Source organism: Xanthomonas euroxanthea (assembly GCF_903989455.1).
Lineage (GTDB): Bacteria > Pseudomonadota > Gammaproteobacteria > Xanthomonadales > Xanthomonadaceae > Xanthomonas > Xanthomonas euroxanthea.
This window is the reverse complement of sequence record NZ_LR861803.1, coordinates 3,378,199-3,398,297: the sequence shown is the minus strand read 5'-3', so window position 1 is coordinate 3,398,297 and position 20,099 is coordinate 3,378,199. Positions and strand designations below refer to the sequence as shown.

At 66.7% G+C, this 20,099-nt stretch carries 19 protein-coding genes; 2 read left to right on the top strand and 17 right to left on the bottom strand.

All coding sequences use genetic code 11. From position 1 onward, the window contains the following. Positions 1–735: 735 nt before the first annotated feature. From murU to H7A86_RS14275, 4 genes are all read right to left on the bottom strand, one after another. The gene (gene murU / locus H7A86_RS14290; RefSeq protein WP_119131194.1) at positions 736–1,446 is read right to left on the bottom strand and encodes an N-acetylmuramate alpha-1-phosphate uridylyltransferase MurU; all 711 of its coding nucleotides are present in this window, start codon (positions 1,444–1,446) and stop codon (positions 736–738) included. Beyond that, positions 1,443–2,465, bottom strand: coding sequence for an aminoglycoside phosphotransferase family protein (locus H7A86_RS14285; protein WP_119131195.1), 1,023 nt, complete (start codon positions 2,463–2,465; stop codon positions 1,443–1,445). The genes murU and H7A86_RS14285 overlap by 4 nt, the downstream gene beginning before the upstream one ends. Before the next feature lie 58 nt (positions 2,466–2,523). Next, positions 2,524–2,796: a GlsB/YeaQ/YmgE family stress response membrane protein gene (locus tag H7A86_RS14280; RefSeq protein WP_104583065.1), complete on the bottom strand. Its 273-nt coding sequence runs from the start codon at positions 2,794–2,796 to the stop codon at positions 2,524–2,526. 168 nt (positions 2,797–2,964) lie between these two features. Next, the gene (locus H7A86_RS14275; RefSeq protein WP_119131196.1) at positions 2,965–4,458 is read right to left on the bottom strand and encodes a M20 family metallopeptidase; all 1,494 of its coding nucleotides are present in this window, start codon (positions 4,456–4,458) and stop codon (positions 2,965–2,967) included. 157 nt (positions 4,459–4,615) lie between these two features. Between H7A86_RS14275 and H7A86_RS14270 the strand changes: the two genes are divergently transcribed. Beyond that, complete coding sequence (locus tag H7A86_RS14270; RefSeq protein ID WP_321186573.1) at positions 4,616–4,990, top strand: ComEA family DNA-binding protein; 375 nt, start codon at positions 4,616–4,618, stop codon at positions 4,988–4,990. A gap of 476 nt (positions 4,991–5,466) precedes the next feature. Continuing rightward, complete coding sequence (locus H7A86_RS14265; protein WP_119131197.1) at positions 5,467–6,264, top strand: HutD/Ves family protein; 798 nt, start codon at positions 5,467–5,469, stop codon at positions 6,262–6,264. 132 nt (positions 6,265–6,396) lie between these two features. Here H7A86_RS14265 and H7A86_RS14260 read toward each other — a convergent pair whose 3' ends face one another. The 13 genes from H7A86_RS14260 to sufC all read right to left on the bottom strand — a co-directional run bounded on the left by H7A86_RS14260 (position 6,397) and on the right by sufC (position 20,057). Beyond that, positions 6,397–8,133, bottom strand: a complete 1,737-nt coding sequence (locus tag H7A86_RS14260; protein WP_119131198.1) for a flavodoxin domain-containing protein — start codon at positions 8,131–8,133, stop codon at positions 6,397–6,399. Beyond that, on the bottom strand, positions 8,130–9,104 hold the full coding sequence (locus H7A86_RS14255) for an FAD:protein FMN transferase (RefSeq protein ID WP_180707897.1): 975 nt from the start codon (positions 9,102–9,104) through the stop codon (positions 8,130–8,132). Before H7A86_RS14255 ends, H7A86_RS14260 begins: the two co-directional genes overlap by 4 nt. Positions 9,105–9,171: 67 nt before the next feature. Then, positions 9,172–9,975 (bottom strand): DUF4198 domain-containing protein, encoded by an 804-nt coding sequence (locus H7A86_RS14250; protein ID WP_119131200.1) that lies wholly within the window; start codon positions 9,973–9,975, stop codon positions 9,172–9,174. 173 nt (positions 9,976–10,148) lie between these two features. Further along, positions 10,149–10,664: a DUF2271 domain-containing protein gene (locus H7A86_RS14245; RefSeq protein WP_104648139.1), complete on the bottom strand. Its 516-nt coding sequence runs from the start codon at positions 10,662–10,664 to the stop codon at positions 10,149–10,151. Between the two features lie 20 nt (positions 10,665–10,684). Continuing rightward, entirely contained in the window at positions 10,685–11,323 is a 639-nt protein-coding gene (locus tag H7A86_RS14240) for a PepSY-associated TM helix domain-containing protein (protein ID WP_119131201.1), read from the bottom strand. Positions 11,324–11,330: 7 nt separating this feature from the next. Continuing rightward, on the bottom strand, positions 11,331–12,089 hold the full coding sequence (locus H7A86_RS14235; protein WP_119131202.1) for a tetratricopeptide repeat protein: 759 nt from the start codon (positions 12,087–12,089) through the stop codon (positions 11,331–11,333). After that, positions 12,082–12,768: a Fe2+-dependent dioxygenase gene (locus tag H7A86_RS14230; RefSeq protein ID WP_104583074.1), complete on the bottom strand. Its 687-nt coding sequence runs from the start codon at positions 12,766–12,768 to the stop codon at positions 12,082–12,084. The genes H7A86_RS14235 and H7A86_RS14230 overlap by 8 nt, the downstream gene beginning before the upstream one ends. Positions 12,769–12,816: 48 nt before the next feature. Beyond that, positions 12,817–15,135, bottom strand: coding sequence for a TonB-dependent receptor (locus H7A86_RS14225; RefSeq protein WP_119131203.1), 2,319 nt, complete (start codon positions 15,133–15,135; stop codon positions 12,817–12,819). Between the two features lie 562 nt (positions 15,136–15,697). Further along, entirely contained in the window at positions 15,698–16,027 is a 330-nt protein-coding gene (locus H7A86_RS14220; RefSeq protein WP_104583076.1) for a non-heme iron oxygenase ferredoxin subunit, read from the bottom strand. Continuing rightward, a complete protein-coding gene (locus tag H7A86_RS14215; RefSeq protein ID WP_115677642.1) occupies positions 16,024–16,563 on the bottom strand; it encodes a GNAT family N-acetyltransferase in 540 nt (179 codons plus the stop codon). The genes H7A86_RS14220 and H7A86_RS14215 overlap by 4 nt, the downstream gene beginning before the upstream one ends. Positions 16,564–16,789: 226 nt before the next feature. Next, positions 16,790–18,034, bottom strand: a complete 1,245-nt coding sequence (locus H7A86_RS14210; protein WP_119131204.1) for a cysteine desulfurase — start codon at positions 18,032–18,034, stop codon at positions 16,790–16,792. After that, positions 18,031–19,293: a Fe-S cluster assembly protein SufD gene (gene sufD, locus H7A86_RS14205; RefSeq protein WP_119131205.1), complete on the bottom strand. Its 1,263-nt coding sequence runs from the start codon at positions 19,291–19,293 to the stop codon at positions 18,031–18,033. Before sufD ends, H7A86_RS14210 begins: the two co-directional genes overlap by 4 nt. Continuing rightward, positions 19,293–20,057 (bottom strand): Fe-S cluster assembly ATPase SufC, encoded by a 765-nt coding sequence (sufC, locus tag H7A86_RS14200; protein WP_054591439.1) that lies wholly within the window; start codon positions 20,055–20,057, stop codon positions 19,293–19,295. The genes sufD and sufC overlap by 1 nt, the downstream gene beginning before the upstream one ends. Positions 20,058–20,099 lie beyond the last annotated feature (42 nt).

Sequence of the window (20,099 nt, the reverse complement as noted above, 5' to 3'; positions counted from 1 at the left end):
TGCGTTTCCTATCAGCACATCCATCCGCAGTGTCCAGGCACTTGAAGCACGAGGCCCAGAGTTTGCAGAGCGGATGGTCTGTAGCTTTGCTGCAGGGCCCTTGCCCGCCCACCATCGCAGGACACGCCGCAAGTACGTCCGTGTAGGCTCCGGCGCGGCATCCATGCCGCTCAGGGTCCCGCGACGGTGAGCGGGCAAGGACCAGTCACGTTGATTGGTGCGCAGGGCTCTTCTCGCGGCAACCAGCAACCTGTCTAGTGCGGTGTCCTCGCCGGTTGCGGGACCGTGTAGCGGCATGGATGCCGCCACACGGTCCCCAGGAATGGGTTCACGGCGTGTCCCGCAAGCAGTAAGGGCGCCGCGCCCTCGATGCGGTGAGTTTGCTGCAGGGCCCTTGCCCGCCCACCGTCGCAGGACACGCCGCACGTACGTCCTTGTAGGCTCCGGCGCGGCATCCATGCCGCTCAGGGTCCCGCGACGGCGGGCGGGCAAGGACCCGTCGAGATGGTCGATGTGCAGGGCTTCCAGTAAAACAATCAGCGCACTCGCGGCATCCATGCCGCTCAGGGTGCCGCGACGGTAGGCGGGCAAGGACCCGTCGAGAGGGTTGGTGCGCATGGATAACAGCAGGAGCGGCGCGCATCGGGTTGGATGCAAGGCCCGTCAGGATGGTTGGTGTGCGTAGTTCGAGCAACGCACGATGCGCGGCTGGCCGGTTGCAGCGCTTGGTTGCAGTCAGCCGCCGTCGCGCAGCAACTGGGCATCCAGCTCTGCCAATCGCTGCAGCGTGCCGACATCGGTCCAGCGTCCGGCATGGTGGATGCCATCGATCAGCCCTGCCGCCATCTGCGCGCGCAGGATTGGCGCCAGCGCAAACCGTGGTGCCGCGCCGCTGGGCTCCGGCAGCTGGCCGATGACCGATGGCCAGTCGCGCAGCAGCGCCGGTCGATACATGCCGATGCCGGAATAGGTGAGCGTTGCCGGCAGGTCCGCGCGCACCTTGCCATCGGCATCCAACGCAAAGTCTGCGCGCGCTGCATAGGCGGGGCGGTCGACCAGCACCAGCTGCGCCAGGCCCGCCGGCGCGGCCGACAGCCGCGCGAAATCGAAATCGGTCCAGATATCGCCGTTGACCAGCAGGAACGGCGCATCGCCCAGCAACGGCAATGCATGCAGCATGCCGCCGCCGGTTTCCAGCGGGGTGGCGCCCTCGAAGGAATACGTCAGCCGCAGCCCGAACGCGCTGCCATCGCCCAGTACCTGCGGAAATTGGTCGGCCAGCCACGAGGTATTGATCACCACCTCGTCCACGCCCAGTGCGGCCAGCTTGCGCAGATGCCAGACGATCAGCGGTGTGCCGCCGACCGACAGCAGCGGCTTGGGCGTGCGCTCGGTCAACGGACGCATACGCTCGCCAAACCCGGCCGCAAAGATCAGCGCCTTCATGCGCCGGCCTGTGCGGAGCGTGCCGCCAGGGCAGGTTTGACCAGCTTTTCCAGCAGGCCGACCAGCGGCGCAAGGTCCGGATGACGCGGCAACACCTCGTCCAGATAGGTGATGAAACGCGGCACGTTATCCAGATACCAATGCTTGCCGTCGCGATGGCTCAGGCGCGAGAAGATGCCGAGATTCTTCAGATGCCGCTGCACGCCCAACCAGTCCGCATCGCGCAGGAATTGCGCCAGCGGCGGCACCGGCAGCCCCGCCGCTGCCGCACGTGCGTGGTAGCGCTCCAGCCAGCCATCCACGCGCGCCAGCGGCCAGCTCACCGAGGTGTCCTTGAACAGGCTGATCGGGTCGTAGGCGATCGGGCCGATCACGCAATCCTGGAAATCCAGCACCGCCGGCCCGTCGCCGACCGGCATCAGATTGCGCGGCATGAAATCGCGATGGGTGAACACGCGCGGCTGCGCCAGTGCGTTGTCCATCAAACGGCGCTGCACCAACTGCAGTTGCTCGGCCTGGCCGCAGTCCAGCTGCAAGCCGAGGTGGCGGCCGAGGAACCATTCTTCGAACAGGCCGGCATCGCGTTGCAGCAGCGCCTCGCCGAACTCGCCGCTGTCGGCAGGTGGCGGAATGCGCTGCAGCAGCAATAACTGAGTGATCGCAGCATCCAGCAACGCGTCGGCATTGGCGTCGGTCAGTACCTGCGCCAGGGTCGGCACGCCCAGGTCTTCCAGCAGCAGGAAGCCGATTTCAAGATCCTGTGCAAGCACCTGCGGCACCCGCACGCCGTGCTGGCCGAGCAGGGCGTGCATGCGCAGCCAGGGCGCCACATTTTCCAGTGCAGGTGGCGCATCCATCAGGATGCGGTCCACGCCGCGTCCCTGGGTACGCCAGTAACTGCGGAATCCCGCATCGACCGAGGCACGTTGCAGCGTGACCTCAGGGGCGTTCAACGCATGCTGCGCCCATTGCAGGCGGAGCGCAGCGCGCGCGGTATCTGGAGTCAACGATGACGTCATGGGTGAATGCTGTGTAGTGAAGTGAGGCGCAGCCTGGTCGAAAACGACGCAGGTTCGATCAACGCTTGCTGCCGCTGAACAGCCGCAGCAGTGCCAGGATCGCGATCGCACCCAGCAACGCACCGAGGAAACCGGCCGGTTCGCCGGCGTGGTACCAGCCCATGTAGCGGCCGAACCAGCTGGCGACCAGTGCACCGGCGATGCCCAGCACGATGGTCAGCAGGCAGCCCAGGCGCTGCGTGCCAGGGGTGATGAAACGGGCCAGCAGCCCGACCACGAAGCCGACCAGAATGATGTAAAGCCAGCTGTCGCTACCGAAGAGAGTGTTCATCGTAGGCACTGAGGGGAGGGGATTGGCAGACTAGCATTCGCCGCCGCCGCGACCACGTGTGCCGCGCTGGCTGTCGCCATGGCGTTTGGGGCTGCATCCATGCGTGCGCCGCAGCGCATGGCGAGGCGCTGGGCCGCCCCGACATGCGCGGGGCGGCCCAGGCATCAATCAGCAGCAGCCATGCCCGCCGTGACGGGTGCCGCTGTCGGCCGCCACCGGCGAGCCGCTGGTCTCGCCGCGCAGGCAGGCGGCGTGATGCTCGGCAATCACCTTGGACACGCAGGCCGTCACCCGCTTGCCCATCGGAATGTGCAGGAACTCGTTCGGCCCATGCGCATTGGAATGCGGGCCGAGCACGCCGGTGATCATGAACTGCGCGCCGGGGAACTTCTCGCCCAGCATGCCCATGAACGGGATCGAGCCGCCTTCGCCCATGTACATCGCCGGCTTGTCGAAGAATGCCAGGCTGGCGTCGTCGATGGCCTTTTCCAGCCACGGCGCCATCGCCGGCGCATTCCAGCCGGACGAGGCCTTTTCCAGCTCCAGCGTTACCTGGGCGCCATTGGGCGGATCGCGCAGCAGCGCTTCCTTGAGCAGTTCGCCGCAGGCCTTGCCGTCGGCGGTCGGCGGCAGCCGCAGCGACAGCTTCACTGCGGTCTGCGGACGCAGCACGTTGCCGGCCGACGCCAGCGGCGGCATGCCGTCCACACCGGTGATCGACAGCGCCGGGCGCCAGGTGCGGTTCAACACCAGCTCGGTGAGGTCGTCATGCATCGGCACCAGGCCCTCGACCATCGGGAACTTGTCGAAGATGGCGGTATCCAGCGTCGCCGCCGCGGCCTTGGCCTGCGCCAGCCGTTCGGCCGGCACGTCCACGTGCAGTCCGTCCAGCAGGATGCGGCCGCTGGCTTCGTCCTCGATCCGCGACAGCAACTGGCGCAGCAGGCGGAAGCTGGACGGCACCACGCCGGAGGCATCGCCCGAATGCACGCCTTCCTCCAGTACCTTCACGCTCAGGTTGCCGCCGGTCAGCCCGCGCAGCGAGGTGGTGCACCACAGTTGCTCATAGTTGCCGCAGCCCGAATCCAGGCACACCACCAGCGACGGCTTGCCGATGCGTGCGGCCAGATGATCGACATAGGCCGGCAGGTCGTAGCTGCCGGATTCCTCGCAGGCTTCGATCAGCACCACGCAGCGCGCATGCGGCAGGCCCTGGGTACGCAGCGCCAGCACCGCCGCCAGCGAACCGAAGATCGCATAGCCGTCGTCGGCGCCGCCGCGCCCGTATAGCTTGTCGTCGCGCAGCACCGGCTCCCACGGACCGAGGTCGGCATCCCAGCCGGTCATTTCCGGCTGCTTGTCCAGGTGGCCGTACAGCAGCACGGTGTCGTCGCCCGATTCGGTGCCGGTGGCCGGAATCTCGATGAAGATCAACGGCGTGCGGCCTTCCAGGCGCACCACCTCGACCTGCATGCCCTCGATCGCCTGCGCGCGCGCCCAGGTTTCCATCAGGGTGACGGCCTGCTCCATGTAGCCGTGCGCGACCCAGTCGGCGTCGAACATCGGCGATTTATTGGGAATGCGGATGTAATCGACCAATTGCGGGACGATCTCGCGGTCCCAGGTGTCGCTGATGAATTGGTCGATCTTGGCGCTGTCCATGGAGGCTCCGAATACGTGGCGTAACGGCACATTCTACGCCCGTGCCTGGGGGTAGGTATTTCCCTACAAGCCGGCGCGCAGTTCACCGGCTGTGTGAAAAGTTCGTTGGCGATAGGATTGCTGCATGTGGCGCGGGACACTGGCTCCGCCGGCAGGAATGCTGGCTAGGACCATCACCCAAGCCACAAGGAGCGTTGCAATGAGGTCATTTACCGTAGTCCTGAAGTCCCTGCTACTGGCGTTGCTGTTGTCCTCGAATGCGTATGCACTCGACAAGGTCGATATCAACACCGCGTCTGCTGAGGAATTGGACAAGGTGCTGACGAATGTCGGGCGATCAAAAGCCGAGGCAATCGTCGAGCACCGTCAGGCAAACGGTCCCTTCAAAAGTGCCGAGGAACTGGCACTGGTCAAGGGCATCGGACTCAAGACGGTCGAACGGAATCGCGACCTGATCGAAGTAGGAGCCACGATGGCTCCCGCCAAGAAGGCTGCCAAGGGGGCGGCGGTGAAACCGGTGGGACGGCGTTAAGGGGAAAGGATCCGAGATACGGTTCGACGCGAGGATGCGTGGCCGCAACCTAACTGGACAGGATGTCCGGGGGATGGCTGGAAGCCGACAGGGACGTGGAATCGCCCGGTGTTGCACTTGGACGTGCAGCCGGGCGTTTTTCGTTTTGGGGACTCGGCGCGGATTGGCTGGTGCGCGTGGCCATTCCGGGGACGCCGATGGTGCGGCGGAAATGAGTGATGCAGTGGGCCACCCGTAGCGCTCTGCCCCTGGCGGTAAGCCCACTCCGCTGGTCAACCGTCAGCCTATGGGCATACGCTTCAACTGCAGGCCTCCGTCTGCTCAGCGGCATCTTGCAGGTGATTGCTGGTTGCCAGCACGTGCCCAGCATTATTGGTTGATGGTATTGCCCGCATCTGTCGCGGAGCCCGGTCGATACGCTGGCGCGCCGAGCCGGGGATGACGGACCACCGCAGCGCTTCAGGCACAATGCGCCGATGCAGCCCACAGACCTGAGCAGCCGGGTGATTCCGGCCACTGACTACCGCCGCGAGCGGTGGCGCAATCAATTGGGCTGGACGCGCGAGATCCTGTGCCTCGGCGATGCCGACGCGTGGGCGCTACGCCTGTCGATCGCCGAGATCGAACAGGATGCGGTGTTTTCCGCATTCCCAGGCATCGATCGCGAGCTGGTGCTGTTGCATGGCAATGGCATGCGGCTGCAGTTTGGTGATGCTGGCTGCGACAGAAGTGCAGGTGGAAGTGTAGGTGCAGGTGCAGGTGTAGGTGCAGGTGCAGGCATTGGTACTCCTACTCCTACTGCGACTGGCGGCGACACTGGCGGCAAAAACGATAGCGGCAGCGACAATGAGGGCGGTGGCGCTGGGCGTGGCAGCCATGATGCTGGAGGCGATGGTGGCATCGGTGCTGCTGGCGGCAATCATGGCAGCTGCACATTGCTGCCGCCGTACCAGCGCGTCCGATTCGCAGGCGAAGAAAGGGTGCATGCGACGCTGCTCGACGGGCCAACCCAGGATTTCAATCTGATGTGGCGGCGCGATCTGCTGCAGACCCAACTACTGCATCGGCCGCTGGTCGGCACCATGCTGTTTTTTGCCGATCCGGGCAGCGCCTGGGCGATCCATCTGCTCGCAGGCCAGGCCAGCTTTGGGCGCGACAGCGGCTTGCCACCATTGGCTGCCGGCGATACCGCATGGCTGAGTGCCTCCACGCGCACCCGCTATGTGCTCGATGGCGGCGGCGAGTTGCTGGCGATCCGGGTGAGTCCGGTCTAGGGCGTTTCACTTATGCGGTGAGCGCACAGCCACCGCAGGCATCGATGATGCGGATTGCAGGAACGGGCGCGCTGGCCTGGCTGCCAAGTCGTCGCTGCGTTGATCGCTGTTGGCAGCGCTACACCCGAGGATTCAATACACGTCGCGGCGATAGCGGCCGTTGCGTAGCAGTTCCTGTCTGACCTCGGCACCGAGAATGGCATCCAGGGTCCGGTCAAGCTCCGGTGCCATGCCGCGCAGGCTGCCGCAGACGTAGATGCAGGCGCCTTGATCAACCCAATGACGCAAGCGGTCGGCAGCGGCGGCCAGTGCGTGTTGGACATAATGTGGTGGCTGTTGCCGATCGCGCGAGTAGACAAGCTCCAGGCGCTCGATCCAGCCATCCTGCTGCCACTGCTGCAGCTCGTCGGCGTACAGCGCGTCGTGCGCGGCATTGCGCTCGCCGAACAGCAGCCAGTTACGACGCGCGCCGGTCGCGATGCGTGCACGTAGATGCGCGCGCAGACCGGCGATGCCGGTGCCGTTGCCGATCAGCAGCATCGGCTGCTCGGGTGCGGGCGGGTGGAAGCCGGGGTTGCTGCGCAGGCGCAGCGCGATGGCTGCGCCGATCGGTGCATGGACGCAGAGCCAGCCGCTACCCAGGCCCAGGCTGCCGTCGGCGTGCCGGTGCTCGCGCACCAGCAGTTCGGCATGGCCTTCCTCGGGAATGGAGGCAAGCGAGTAGTCGCGATGGGGCAGGGCGGCCAGGCGGCGCACCATTGCTTCTGCGTCCATTGCTGAGCTCAGGCCTGTCCTTGTAGCTATGCCTGCAGCCGCCTCTGTATTCGTACCCACACCTGGGCCACTTTCGCCTCCGGCTTCTGCTTCTGCATAGGGACTGGCACCGGCACCCACATCGATACCGAGAGCGGCATCGGCATCGACGGGAAGTTGCGCGCCGCCGAGCCAGTCGCGCAGGGGGCGGCCGTCGATATGCTGCGCGCCATCGCGTTGGTTGCGCTGCAGCCAGGACTCCACCGCGTCCGGCGTATTACGCGGTGCAATCTCCGCGATGTCGCCTGCGCTCCAGTGCGGCAACGCGCCATCGCATGGCACCAGGCGCAGCCGGTAAGTCGGTGCGCCCGCGCTGCCGGGATTGACGTGGATGCGCTCGCATAGCTGCCAGGCGGTGTAGGTCGGCAGGCTCCAGTCCGATTGCGTCGCGAGGGCGGGCGCCAGTTCCGCCAGACGGCGTTGCCAGTGCTGCAGTGCGTTCGGGTCGGCGTTATCGACCTCGATGCGCTCGAACAGGCGCGTGGCGCCGCGCGCCTGCAGGCGATCGTCGAGGCGCCGGCCGAACGCGCAGAAGTGCGCATAACCACGGTCGCCCAGGGCCAGCACCGCGTACTGCACGGCAGTCAGATCCTGCGCGTCGTCGGCAAGCCAACTGCGCTCGGCCGACTGCGCGTGGTCGGGTGCATCGCCTTCGCCGGTGGTGCTGACGATGCACAGCAGCCGCGGCACGCGTACGAGTTGATCGCGATCGACGGCCTCGATCGGCAGCGCATGCGCGCCGACGCCTGCCGATCGCAGCGCGGCAACGCTGCGTTGCGCCAGTTCGCGCGCAAATCCGGTCTGGCTTGCCCAGACGATCAACATGCCGCTGGCGTCTGCGCGTTGTGCGCCAACACGCGTGCGCGCACGCAGCAGCACGGCCGTGCACAGGCCCAGATACAGCGCCAGGCCAAGAGCCGCCAGTTGCCAGCGCTGCGGCGTGGGAGCACTCCACCATGTGCCGTCATGCAGGCCGCCCAGCCAGCCGACGACGCCGGCAAGCGGCAGCAGAACCAGCCCATTGCCCAGCCACACGCGTGAGGTGGCGCTGCTCATGACGCGGACAGGTGGCGTTCGAAGGCAGGGCTCATGGATTCGAGCAGAATGCCGTCCTTGCGCACCAGAAATCGCACGGCCAGGTCCGCCTTGCGTGCATAGGTAAGACCGACAGCGACGCCGAGCACGGTCATCGCGGTGGCCCAGGCATCGGCTTGCATCGCATCGGGAGCCAGTACGGTGACCGCCGCGGGGGCATGCGGAACGGGCGTGCCGCTGCGTGGGTCGAAGGTATGTGTATAGCGCGTGCCATCGGCATCGAAGCGGTGCCAGCGATCGCCGGAGGTGGCCACTGCCAGCCCCGCCAGTGCCAGCACCCGTGCCGGCAGCGCGGTGCCGGCATCTTCGTCGGGGGCCGATTCGACCAGCACGCGCCACACGTTGCCATCGGGCTTGCGCCCGTAGCCTAACAATTCGCCGCCGACCTCGATCAAGGCACTGTCGATCCCCGACTGCAGCAAGGCGCGATGCACGCAGTCCACACCAAACCCTTTGGCGATGCCGGACAGATCCAGTGCTGCTGCGCCCGGCTGCAGCACGCGCCTGCCATCCAGCCGCAGGCGCTGCCAGCCGCAGCGCAGGCTGGCCAATGCGATCGCCTCTGCTGTCGGCACGCGCTGACGCCCTCCGGCAGCGCCGAAACCCCATAGCTCGACCATCGGGCCGACGGTGGGATCGAAGGCGCCATCGCTGGCCTGTGCAATCTCCAGTGCGGCGCTCAGCACCGCGTGGAATTCGTCGGGCAGGCGGTGCCAGCTGCCTGGCGGTGCGCGGTTGTAACGGCTGATATCCGAATCGGCTTCCCAGGTGCTCATCTGCGCAACCACGCGGTCCAGTGCGGCCTGGATGCACGCATGCAAGGGGTGCAGATCGCGTCCGCGCGGCGCCACCAGCTTCACGCTCCAGGTGGTGCCCATGCTGCGGCCGCCGAGCGTGGCAATGGCGTGGTCGGAGGAAGACGGTACGGGCATGGACGGATCGTATGAAGATGGGGCGGCAGGATGCACGCTGTGCGCGCTCCTGCCGTGTGCCGGCAGATTACTGCGGCAGCACTTCCAGCGTGGCGACATAGCCCAGGCGGCGCTGCTTGGCCTGCGGGAGGGAGATTTTCTTGTCTTCGGTGGTGGTTTCCAGCCAGTACATACCGGCCTCCGGCCAGGTCACGCTGAAGCCGCCCTTGGCATCGGTGGTGAGCTTGATCTCGTTCTGCGCATCGCGATAGCGGGTACCGCCGCGCACGATCTCGATCTCCAGCCCGGCCGCCGGCTTGCCATCCAGTTGCAGCGTGAACTGCGCCGCCTCGCCGGCGACCAGATCGTTGGGATGGGTCACCGGCACCAGCTCGATGCCCTTGCCGCTGGGCTTGAACACGGTGGTGGTCGGCGCGCCGCGGGTGACGAAGGTTTCCACGCGATTGAAGGACTGCGAGACCTGCAGGTCCTGCGCGTTCTTCGGCACCTCGGTGGCGAAGCGGGCTTCGTCGCCGCGCCAGCGCTTGGGCTTGCCGTCTTCCTTCCAGCTGGCGAACAGGCCGGCGTTGACGATGCTCAGCTTGTAGGTGCCGGGTTGGGTGAGCTGCAGATCGAACACGCTGCGGTACTTGCCGGTGGCCGGATTTTCCGGCGTGAGCGCGCTGCCATCGGGTGCGGTGATGCTCAGCTTGTCCAGGCGCAGCGGCACGTGATTGAAGTAGAACAGGTCGTTGGAGACCGCCGCATCCACGGTGATCCACGGGGCCTCACCGGCGATGACGGTCTGCGACGGCAGCAACCAGGCCTTGTGGGCGAATGCGCTGACCGGCAGTGCGGCGAGCAGGGCGACCAGGACGAGCGAACGTTGCATGACAACTCCTTGAAGGACGATAAGGGCGGTGGGCACGTGTCTGATCAGCGCGCGTCGCTGCGCTGGCTGGATGCGTGGGACAAAAAAGCGGGAGACGATCTGCTGAAGCGGCTGCAGCGGGCGCCAGCGGGGCAGGGACGCAAGCGGCCCGCGCCACCGGCCGACGCCAGGCGTTACGGCTTGGCGACCAGGCTGACGGCGCCCAGTTCGCTGCTGCCACTGGCCTTGGCGCTCTGCGGCGCCTTTGCCGGCCAGCTGAAAGGCACCTTGACCAGTTCGCGGCCGCCGACCTCGCGCGCGGCTTCCACCACCAGCGTGTACTGGCCGGCCGGCAGCGACGTCAATGCGCCCTTGGTGTCGGAGAACGACAGCGCATGCGCGCCGGCCGGGCGGGTGGGGCCGGTGACGCCGTCGACCGGCACCTCCAGGGTGCGCCCGCTCTTGCGCCACCACTGGCGCAGGTCCGGCAGCCACTTGGTGCCATGGCCTTCGGCGGTGTCCTTGGATTGATACCAGACCGCCAGGTTGGCGGCGACCTTCTGGTCCGCGCCTTCCAGCCAGATCGCCACATACGGGCGGTGGTACTCGGCGACGTTGAGCTTGGGAATCTCCACGTTGATGTCGAGCGTGGCGGCGTATGCCGGCATGGCGAGCAGGCCGCTCAGGGCGATGGTCAGGGTGGCGCGCATGATCGTCTCCGGTAGAAAGGTCAGTGGATCAACAGCAGGGCGAGCAGCAACGGAATCAGCAGGCCCAGGCCGACCAGCGGCCAGGTCATGCGGCGCTGGCGCGCATGCAGATGCAGCAGGAACAACCCGGTGATGCAGAACACCAGGCAGGCGATGGCGAACACGTCGATGAACCAGCCCCAGGCCGGCCCTGCGTTACGGCCCTTGTGCAGGTCGTTGAGATAAGCGATGGCGCCGCGCCCGGTACGCTCGTATTCGATCGCGCCGGTGTTGCGATCCAGGCTCAGCCACGCATCGCCGCCGGGGCGCGGCAGCGCCAGGTACACCTCGTCGGCCGACCATTCGCCGTTGCGCGTGCCGATGCTGATCTCCAGCTCACGCCCCAGCCAGTGCGCTACGCGTGGCGGCAGCGGGGCGTCGCCATCTTCGCGGGTGCCCAGGGACTTGAGCAGTGCCGGCGGCAGCGTGAGCGTGCGGTGTTCGGTCGAGGGGCTGGCTTCGATGCGCGCGGCGTGATTCAAGGTCAGCCCGGTGATGGTGAACAGCAGCATGCCGATCAGGCACAGCGCCGAACTGATCCAGTGCCATTGATGCAGCATGCGCAGCCAGAAGCCGCGGCGTTGCTGCGTGGTGGCCAGGGTGTCATTGGAAGTGGCCATGCCGCGCTCAGGCCACGTCCGCTGCCGGGGACGGCTGCAACTGCGATTGCCGCGCGGTCACTTCGCTCAGCAACGCGCGCAGACGTAGGTGCGTTGCACTCGCCAGCAACGGCGTGAGCTGTTGCAGGAAGCCGGCATGCCCGCCGGCGATCGCACGGCGCATCCAGCGCTCGGCCTGATCGAGGTCGCCGGCATCCGCGAGCAAGGTGGCGTAACTGGCCTGGCCGCGAAAATCGCCTGCTTCTGCAGAGCGGCGATACCAGTGGCGCGCAGCGATCGGATCCGCGGTGCAGGCCAGGCCCTGGTCGAGATAGCGCGCCACAAAGTTCATCGACTTGGCGTGCCCGCGTTCGGCGGCCGTGCGGTACAGCGCCAGCGCCTGGGCGTGGTCCTGTGGCACGCCACGCCCGGAGCCGTACAGATGCGCGAGGTTGTACATGCCCCAATCCAGGCCATGTTCGGCGGCGCGGCGATACCACAGCGCCGCCAGCACCTCGTTGCACGCGGTGCCGAAGCCCAGTTCATGGCAACGCCCCAACTGGTTCATCGCTTCCGCATGCCCGGCATTGGCGGCCACCTCGTACCACAGCATGGCCATGGCCGGATCGGCGGGGATGCCGCGGCCCTCGGCGTAGAGCTGCGCGAGCAGCAGTTGCGCCGCCAGATCCTGGCGCTCGGCGGCCTTGCGCAGCCATGCGATCGCGCGATCGGGGTGGGTGCGCAGCAGGTCGATCAACTGCGTGGGGTCCAGTGTGGGCTCAGACATCGGCCCATTGCCGCAACAGGTTGTGGTACACGCCGGTGAGCTGGATCAGCGACGGATGGCCGGGGGTGTCCTGGGTCAGCCGCCGGATGGACACATCCAGTTCGAACAGCAGGCGCCGCTGCGCATCGTCGCGCAACATGCTTTGCGTCCAGAAGAAACACGCCACACGGGCGCCGCGGGTCACCGGCATCACCCGATGCAGGCTGGTGCCGGGATAGATCACCAGGTGCCCGGCCGGCAGTTTCACCGACTGCGTGCCGTAGGTGTCTTCGATCACCAGCTCGCCGCCGTCGTAGCTGTCCGGGTCGCTGAGAAACAAGGTGGCGGAGACGTCGGTGCGGATGGGATCTGCGCCGCCGCGACTGCGGTCGTAACGGATCGCGTTGTCGACGTGATACCCGAACGACTGCCCGCCGCTGTAGCGGTTGAACAGCGGCGGATAGATGCGCCGCGGCAACACCGCCGAAAAGAACGTGCTGTTGCGCGCGAGCGCCTCGAGCACCAGCGCGCCGGCTTCGCGTGCAATGGCGCTGTCTTCGGGCAGTTGTGCGTTGTCCTTGGCCTGCGCGGACTGATGGCCGGCAGTGATGCGGCCGTCCGCCCAGTCGGCTGCGTCCAGCCGTGCCCGCAACTCGCCGAGTTGTGCGGGGGTGAGGACATCGGGAATGGGCAGCAACATGGGCAGATCTCCACGCCGCCCGCACCGTGCGGGCGGCGTGCCGGAGGCTTAGAAACTAAACGTGGCGCTCAACACCGCCGAGCGGCCTTCGCCAGGAATTGCCCAGCCATTGCCCGCCGTGACAATCCCTGCGGCGTTGACGGTGAGGTTGTTGCGCACGCTGGTGTAGTACTCCTCGTCGAACAGGTTGTTGACGTTCAACTGCAGGCTGAGCCAGTCGTTGACGCGCAGGCCGACCATCGCGCGGTGCAGCCAGTAGTCATCGGTCTTGATGTAGGCGGCCGCCGAGGAATTATTCGGATAGAAGCCGCCCTGGTAGGTGACGCCGTAGCCGAAGGTCCACTGGTTGAGCGTGTAGGTGGTCCAGATGTTGCCGGCATTGCGCGGGGTCTGCACCAGCTCGCGTCCGGCCACCGGGTCGCCGGTGAGGCTCTCGGTGCGGTTGGACACGCTCTGCAGCACTTCGCTGTCCAGGAAGGTGTAGTTGGCGAAGATCGACCAGCGCTCGGTCAGGTAACCGGCGGCGCCAAGCGCGACGCCGTCCACGCGCGCCTTGCCGTCCAGCACCTGCTCGGGAATCAGCGGGTCGCCGCTGTTGACCTTGTAGTTTTCGCGCTCATTGCGGAACACCGCAGCGGTCAGTGCCAGGCGCTGGTCCAGCACGTCCCACTTGCCGCCCAGTTCGATGTTGACCGCCGTCTCCGGCTCGACATTGCAGTTGGCGCCGGCGGTGGCAGTGGCGATCGGCGTGCACGAGCCGTTGACCGAGGCCTTGGACGGCGTCTTGCTGTTGGCGTAGGACAGGTACAGGCTGGCGTTCTCGGCCGGCTTGAAGACCAGGCCGGCGCGATACGAGAACAGGTCCTCTTCGCTGCCGGCCGGGAAGCCCGGGCTCACACCGGTGACGTTGCCGGCGGCGTTGACGGTATAGGTGGTGCTGTCGCCTTCGTTGTGCTCGTAGCGGCCGCCCAGGTTGAGCATCCATTGCTCGTTGAACTGCAAGGTATCGAACAGGTACACCGCCTGGTTGGTCAGGCTGCCCTTGCTGCGCCCGGTGCGGAAATAGTTCTGCGGGCCGGTCCAGACGTTGTAGGGATTGTCGAAGGACTGCAGCGGATAGGTGATGCCGGTGGTGGAGCCATCGGCATTGCGGAAGGTGGTGCCGCTGTCGAGTTCGAAGTCTTCCTTGCTGAAGGCCACGCCAGCGACCACGCGGTGCTCGATGGCGCCGGTATGCAAGGTGGCGGTCAGGTCGGTCTGGCTGTGCGCGATGAAGTTCTCCGTCTCGCGTACCAGGCCGCGCGGGCCGCTGTTCGGATTCCAGCTGGCCGCCGGCTGGCCGGCGCAGGCGCGGCCGGTGTACGGATCGGTGCCGTCGGGCAGGCACCAGGTGCCCTGCAGCGCGGTGGCGTTGGTGGTCTGGTCGACCCGCTGCACGCGCGCCAGGCTGCGCAGCTTGACGTTGTCGTCCAAGTCCATTTCCAGCACGCCGGTCAGCATGTCCACGTCGATGTCCTGACGCGAGGTGTTGCGGTAGCCGAAGAAGGTTTCCGGGTCCACGCCCGGCAGCGGACCGTCGTTGAACGGGCTGAGCGCGAACGGCACGCCGTACTGCGGAAGGTTGTTGTCGTGCTGGTGCAGGTAGCTCAGGGTGAAGCGGGTATCCGAGCCCAGGCCGAAGGCCACCGACGGCGCAAACCCCCAGCGATGCCGGAATTCCTCATCGCGCCCCGGCACGTCCTGGGTGTGGCCCATCGCGTTCAGGCGCACGGCGGTGCCGTTGTCGAAATCGTAATTGCTGTCGGCGGTCAGCCGGCCATAGCGGTCGCTGCCGCCACCGACCACGACGTTGGTGAAGTCGCCCTGGCCGGCGGTCTTGGTCACCAGATTGATGTTGCCACCGACCGAACCGGCGCCGGACATGGCCGAGTTGGCGCCGTTGATCAGCTCCACCGCTTCCAGGTTGAAGGTGTCGCTGCGGCTGTACTGCGCGCTGTCGCGCACGCCATCGGTGGTGATGTCGCTGCTGGCGGTGAAGCCGCGCAGGTTGATGCTGTCGCCATAGCCGCCGCCGCCTTCGCCCGCGCCGAAGGTGATGCCGGGCAGGGTGCTCAGCACGTCGCGCAGCGACAGCAGGTTCTGCTGGTCCATGGTCTGCTTGGTGACCACGGTGATCGTCTGCGGCGTGTCGCGTAGCACCTCGGTGTACTTGGGCGAGGACGGCTTTTGCGCACGTTCCTGCTGCACCCGGATGGCGTCCAGATCGACCGCGCCCGGAGGCGCCGGCGCATCGCCGGGCTGGGCGAAGGCAGGAGCGGACAGCGTCAGCAGCACGGCCGAGGTGAGCGGGGAAATCCTGGGAGTCATGAGGCGTCTCGAAGAGGAAAGCGAGGCTCCGGCCTGGCGATGGCTCGGCGGATGCGGGATGGGAAGGCAGGTCGGGGAGCGCGCCCGCTAGCCCGAGGCGGCCAGTCGGCCCGACCAGTGTCCGGACACACGCAAGCGCTGCGCAGCCAGGCGCATGCGGGGCAAGGTCAGGAAAAACGTGTCGAGCAGGGTTGGGCGCATGGGATGGCAGGGCAGGCCAGTTGTTAAGAAGGCCTGAAGGGCTGAGATCTTAAATGCAAATCATTCTTCTTTGCAATCTTTCTTGGCGCCTGCCAGGCCAAGGGGCAACCGCACCGCCTGAGGCATCAGGCAGCTGCAGTACCAAGGCAGAGATGCGTGGGAGATGCGTGTGTCCGCGCCTGCTCGCCGGCCCAACAGCCGCGCTCCAGCCGGCCGTGCTTGCTGACATGGCAGGGGGTGTTCCCATGCAGGGCGGAGCCGCGGACTCCGGGTGCGCATGCAGCACAGCGACCCACTGCAGATCAGCGCCATGCGTGGCCTCCACTTACGGCTGCCGTATCGCGCGCGGATGCGGCCGTTGTCAGCGGTCGTCGCGGGTCCAGATGCCGCCGTGTTCGCGCTTGACCGGGAACTTGGGCACCGCAGTGTAAGCCGGTGCGCACAGCGGGCGGCCGTCGCGGATGTCGAAGCGGGCGCTGTGCAGCAGGCACTCGATGCTGCCTTCTACGGGGTCGAACGTGCCCGGCGACAATTCATAATCTTCGTGACTGCAGCGGTCTTCCAGCGCGTACAGCTCGCCGTCGAGGTTGAAGATCACGATCGGGGCATCGGTTACCTCGTCCCAGACGGTCTGCAGCTCGCCGGGCAGCAGCGCCTCGCTGGCGCAGACAAAGGTCCAGGTGTCGCTCACAGCGCTGCGCCGCCGAGCGGTTTTTCCAGCACCTCGAAGCGCAGGTCCTGGCGCAGCGGCACGCCGAAACGCGCGTCGCCATACGGGAACGGTTTGGTGATGCCGGTGCGGCGGTAGCCGCGTCGCTCATAGAACGCGATCAGCTCGGCGCGAATGTCGATCACCGTCATGCGCATTACCGGCAGCTGCCACTCGCTGTGGGCGATACGCTCGGCCTCGGCCAGCAGCGTCTTGCCCAGCCCGCTGCCCTGCAGCGCGGGGTCGACCGCAAACATGCCGAAGTAGCCGGCACCCTGGTCGTCGGCGATATGCGCACAGGCCAGCAGGCGCCTGTCCTGTTCGACCAGCAGCACCAGGCTGCGATCGCGCAGCAGGTCCTCGCGCAGGACTGCAGGATCGATCCGCGCGCCGTCGAGAAAGTCGGCCTCGGTGGTCCAGCCCACCCGGCTGACATCACCGCGATAGGCCGAGGTCACCAGTGACACGAGGGCGTCGATATCGTCGACGGTGGCGGTACGGAAGGTGGTGGTCTGCATGGGAGCAGTTTAGCGGGAGTCGGGATTTGGGATTCGTAAAAGCGCAAGAACGCTGTTTCTTATGCCGTGTCGGACGCCTGGATTGCGGCGTTGCTCTGAGTCTTGTCATGGACACGTGCGCCAACGCACGGAGGTCTGGCGCACGCGCTGCAGGGTAGCGCGCACGCGCTGCAGGGTAGCGAAGGGGTCTTCCGAATCCCCAATGCCGAATCCCCAATCCCCGCCTTCAACCCAGCAGGCGACGCACCTTCACCAGCGCAGCAACGAAGCGCTCGATCTCGTCGTGCGTGTTGTAGAAGGCCAGCGAGGCGCGGCAGGTGGCGGCGACGCCGTAGTACTGCAGCAGCGGGTGCGCGCAGTGCTGGCCCGAGCGCACCGCGACGCCTTCCAGGTCGAGCAGGGTGGCCAGGTCGTGGGCATGCGCGCCTTCGATCAGGAACGACACCACCGCGGCCTTGTCCGGCGTGGTGCCGAAGATGCGCAGGCCGTCGATGCGCTGCAGCTCCTCGGTGAAGTGCGCCAGCAGCTCGGCCTCGCGCGCTTCCACATGCGCCAGGCCGACCGACTCCAGGTAATCGACCGCGGAGCCCAGGCCGATGAATCCGGCGATGTTGGGCGTGCCGGCTTCGAACTTGTGCGGGGCATCATTGAACACCGTGCCCTCGAAACTCACTTCCTTGATCATCTCGCCGCCGCCCAGGAACGGCGGCATCGCCTGCAGGTGTTCGCGACGCGCCCACAGTGCGCCGGTGCCGGTGGGCCCGCACATCTTGTGGCCGGTGATGGCGTAGAAATCGCAGCCGATGCCGGCCACGTCGATACGCCGATGCGGCGCCGCCTGCGAGCCATCCACCACGGTGACGATGCCGCGCTTGCGCGCCTCGCGGCAGATCTCGCGCACCGGATTGACCGTGCCCAGCACATTGGACACATGCGTGATCGCCAGCAGCTTGACCTGCGGCGTCATCGCCTTGCGCAAGGCGTCCAGATCCAGCGCGCCGTCCGAGGTGATCTCGGCCACGCGAATGGTGGCGCCGGTGCGTTGCGCCACCAGCTGCCACGGCACGATGTTGGCGTGGTGCTCCATGCGCGAGATCAGGATCACATCGCCGGCGCCCAGGCGCGGCAGCGCCCAGGAATAGGCGACCAGGTTGATCGCAAAGGTCGTGCCGCTGCACAGCACCAGTTCGTCGGCGCGTACGTTGAGAAAGCGTGCCAGCTTGCTGCGCGCGCCTTCGAAGGCATCGGTGGCCTCGGTGCCCAGCGCATGCACTGCGCGGCTCACGTTGGCGTTTTGGCGACGATAGAACTCGTCGGTCGCGGCGATGACCTGCAGCGGCTTCTGCCCGGTGTTGGCGTTGTCGAAATAGATCAGCGGCTTGCCATGCACCTGCCGCATCAGCAACGGGAAATCCGAGCGCACGCGCTCCCAGTCCGGCGCGGCGAGGTGCGTGGTGGCGGGCGCGTTCATGCCACGCCTGCCGAGGTCAGTGCGCGATCCAGCTGCAGCGCCAGCACCGCGCCCAGCGCGCTGGGCAGCATGCGCAGCGGCTCGTGGCAGAACGCGGCGCTCAGCAAACGCTGCGCCTCGGCCTGCGGCAGGCCGCGCGAGCGCAGATAGAACAAGGCATTGTCGTCGAGCTGGCCGACGGTGGCGCCATGCGCGGCCTGCACTTCCTCGGCATCGATCACCAGCACCGGCTGGGTATCGATCTCGGCATTGGCCGACAGCAGCAGGTTCTTGTTCGACAGCCGCGCGTCGGTGCCGTCGGCGCCGGGACGGATGTTGATGCCGCCGTGGAAGACCACCCGGCTGCGATCGGCGCCCACGCCGCGCCAGACCAGCTCGCAGCTGGTGTCGCGGGCGATGTGCGCGATACCCAGGCGTGTATCGACATGGCGGCGGCCGTTGCCGAGCAGCACGCCATTGGCGGTGAGCTGGGCGTTGTTGCCTTCCAGGCGCACGTTGAGCTCGTGGCGCGACAGGTTGGCGCCCAGTTCCAGATCCACGCGCTGGTAGCGCGCATTACGCGCCAGCACCGCGTCGGTGCGCAACAGCGACGTTGCGTGCGCACTGTCGGCCTGCACGCGCGCATGCGACAGCACCGCATCCTGGGCCAGATGGACATGCATCAGGCTGTTGTGCAGATGCGCGGCATGGCCGACATGCAGGTGATGCTCGACCACGTTCAGCGCCGCGCCGGCGCGCAGTTCAATCAGGTGACGGTGGTGCCAGGACAGGTCGTGCTCGCCGGCCACGCCGATGAAGACCAGGTGCAGCGGCGCCTCGATCTGCGCGCCGTCCTGCACGCGCATCAGCACGCCTTCGTCGGCAAGCGCGGCATTGAGGCGCGCGAAGATCTCATCGCTGCCTTCGAAACGGCGGCCAAGCAACTGCTGCGCGTCGTCGCCTGCGGCCAGCGACGCGGACAAGGTGTCCAGCTGTACGCCGTCCGGCAGCGTCGACAGGTCGCTCAGTGCGTCGGACGGGCGGCCGTTGACGAATACCAGCCGCGGCGACGGGATCTCGTCCAGCAACGCGGCGTCGATCAACGTCGGTACCAGCGGCGCGGGCTGGAAGCTGCGCCGCTCCAGCTGCCGCAGCGAGGTGTATTTCCAGGCTTCGGCGCGCGGGCCGGGCAGGCCGGTCTGCAGCGCGGCATCGAGCTCGGCGCGGCGCGCATCGTTGCCGCTGAAGCCACGGGCGAGGGATTCCAGCAGGGCGCTCATCAGGCAGCCGCCTCGGGCACCACGCGGTCCTTGAGGAAGTGGTAGCCGTGCTTTTCCAGCTCCAGCGCCAGTTCCGGGCCACCGCTCTGCACGATGCGGCCTTCGGCCAGGACATGCACCACGTCCGGGGTGATGTAGTCGAGCAGGCGCTGATAGTGGGTGATCACCAGGAACGAACGCTCCGGCGAGCGCAGCGCGTTGACGCCGTCGGCCACGCTCTTGAGCGCGTCGATGTCCAGGCCCGAATCGGTCTCGTCCAGGATGGCGAGCTTGGGTTCGAGCACGGCCAGCTGGAAGATTTCGTTGCGCTTCTTCTCGCCACCGGAGAACCCTTCGTTGACACCACGGTGCAGCAACTCGTCCTTCAGATGCAGCACGGCCAGTTTCTGCCGCACCAGCTTGAGGAACTGCATCGAGTCCAGCTCGTCCTCGCCACGCGCCTTGCGCTGTGCATTGAGGGCCGCGCGCAGGAAGTAGGTGTTGTTGACGCCGGGGATTTCCACCGGGTACTGGAAGGCCAGGAACAGACCGGCCGCCGCGCGTTCTTCCGGCGGCAGCTCGAGCAGGTCCTTGCCTTCGAACTGCACGCTGCCGGCGCTGACTTCATAGCCGTCGCGCCCGGCCAGCACATTGCCCAGCGTGGACTTGCCGGCGCCGTTGGGCCCCATGATGGCGTGCACCTGGCCCGGCTGGATGTCCAGCGACAGGCCCTTGAGGATGTCTTTGCCGGCGATGCTGGCGTGGAGGTTGTTGATCGTAAGCATGGGAATAGGGAATCGAGAATAGGGAATGGGTAATGCGAGACG

Bases quoted from the DNA above. Each gene is read 5' to 3' on its own strand.
- sufC (WP_054591439.1), bottom strand. From the start codon at position 20,057: ATGCTTACGATCAACAACCTCCACGCCAGCATCGCCGGCAAAGACATC.
- H7A86_RS14225 (WP_119131203.1), bottom strand. From the start codon at position 15,135: ATGACTCCCAGGATTTCCCCGCTCACCTCGGCCGTGCTGCTGACGCTG.
- H7A86_RS14245 (WP_104648139.1), bottom strand. From the start codon at position 10,664: ATGCGCGCCACCCTGACCATCGCCCTGAGCGGCCTGCTCGCCATGCCG.
- H7A86_RS14285 (WP_119131195.1), bottom strand. From the start codon at position 2,465: ATGACGTCATCGTTGACTCCAGATACCGCGCGCGCTGCGCTCCGCCTG.
- H7A86_RS14280 (WP_104583065.1), bottom strand. From the start codon at position 2,796: ATGAACACTCTCTTCGGTAGCGACAGCTGGCTTTACATCATTCTGGTC.
- H7A86_RS14235 (WP_119131202.1), bottom strand. From the start codon at position 12,089: ATGTCTGAGCCCACACTGGACCCCACGCAGTTGATCGACCTGCTGCGC.
- H7A86_RS14250 (WP_119131200.1), bottom strand. From the start codon at position 9,975: ATGCAACGTTCGCTCGTCCTGGTCGCCCTGCTCGCCGCACTGCCGGTC.
- H7A86_RS14255 (WP_180707897.1), bottom strand. From the start codon at position 9,104: ATGCCCGTACCGTCTTCCTCCGACCACGCCATTGCCACGCTCGGCGGC.
- H7A86_RS14270 (WP_321186573.1), top strand. From the start codon at position 4,616: ATGCTGGCTAGGACCATCACCCAAGCCACAAGGAGCGTTGCAATGAGG.
- murU (WP_119131194.1), bottom strand. From the start codon at position 1,446: ATGAAGGCGCTGATCTTTGCGGCCGGGTTTGGCGAGCGTATGCGTCCG.
- H7A86_RS14240 (WP_119131201.1), bottom strand. From the start codon at position 11,323: ATGGCCACTTCCAATGACACCCTGGCCACCACGCAGCAACGCCGCGGC.
- H7A86_RS14230 (WP_104583074.1), bottom strand. From the start codon at position 12,768: ATGTTGCTGCCCATTCCCGATGTCCTCACCCCCGCACAACTCGGCGAG.
- H7A86_RS14210 (WP_119131204.1), bottom strand. From the start codon at position 18,034: ATGAACGCGCCCGCCACCACGCACCTCGCCGCGCCGGACTGGGAGCGC.
- H7A86_RS14260 (WP_119131198.1), bottom strand. From the start codon at position 8,133: ATGAGCAGCGCCACCTCACGCGTGTGGCTGGGCAATGGGCTGGTTCTG.
- H7A86_RS14275 (WP_119131196.1), bottom strand. From the start codon at position 4,458: ATGGACAGCGCCAAGATCGACCAATTCATCAGCGACACCTGGGACCGC.
- H7A86_RS14265 (WP_119131197.1), top strand. From the start codon at position 5,467: ATGCAGCCCACAGACCTGAGCAGCCGGGTGATTCCGGCCACTGACTAC.
- sufD (WP_119131205.1), bottom strand. From the start codon at position 19,293: ATGAGCGCCCTGCTGGAATCCCTCGCCCGTGGCTTCAGCGGCAACGAT.
- H7A86_RS14215 (WP_115677642.1), bottom strand. From the start codon at position 16,563: ATGCAGACCACCACCTTCCGTACCGCCACCGTCGACGATATCGACGCC.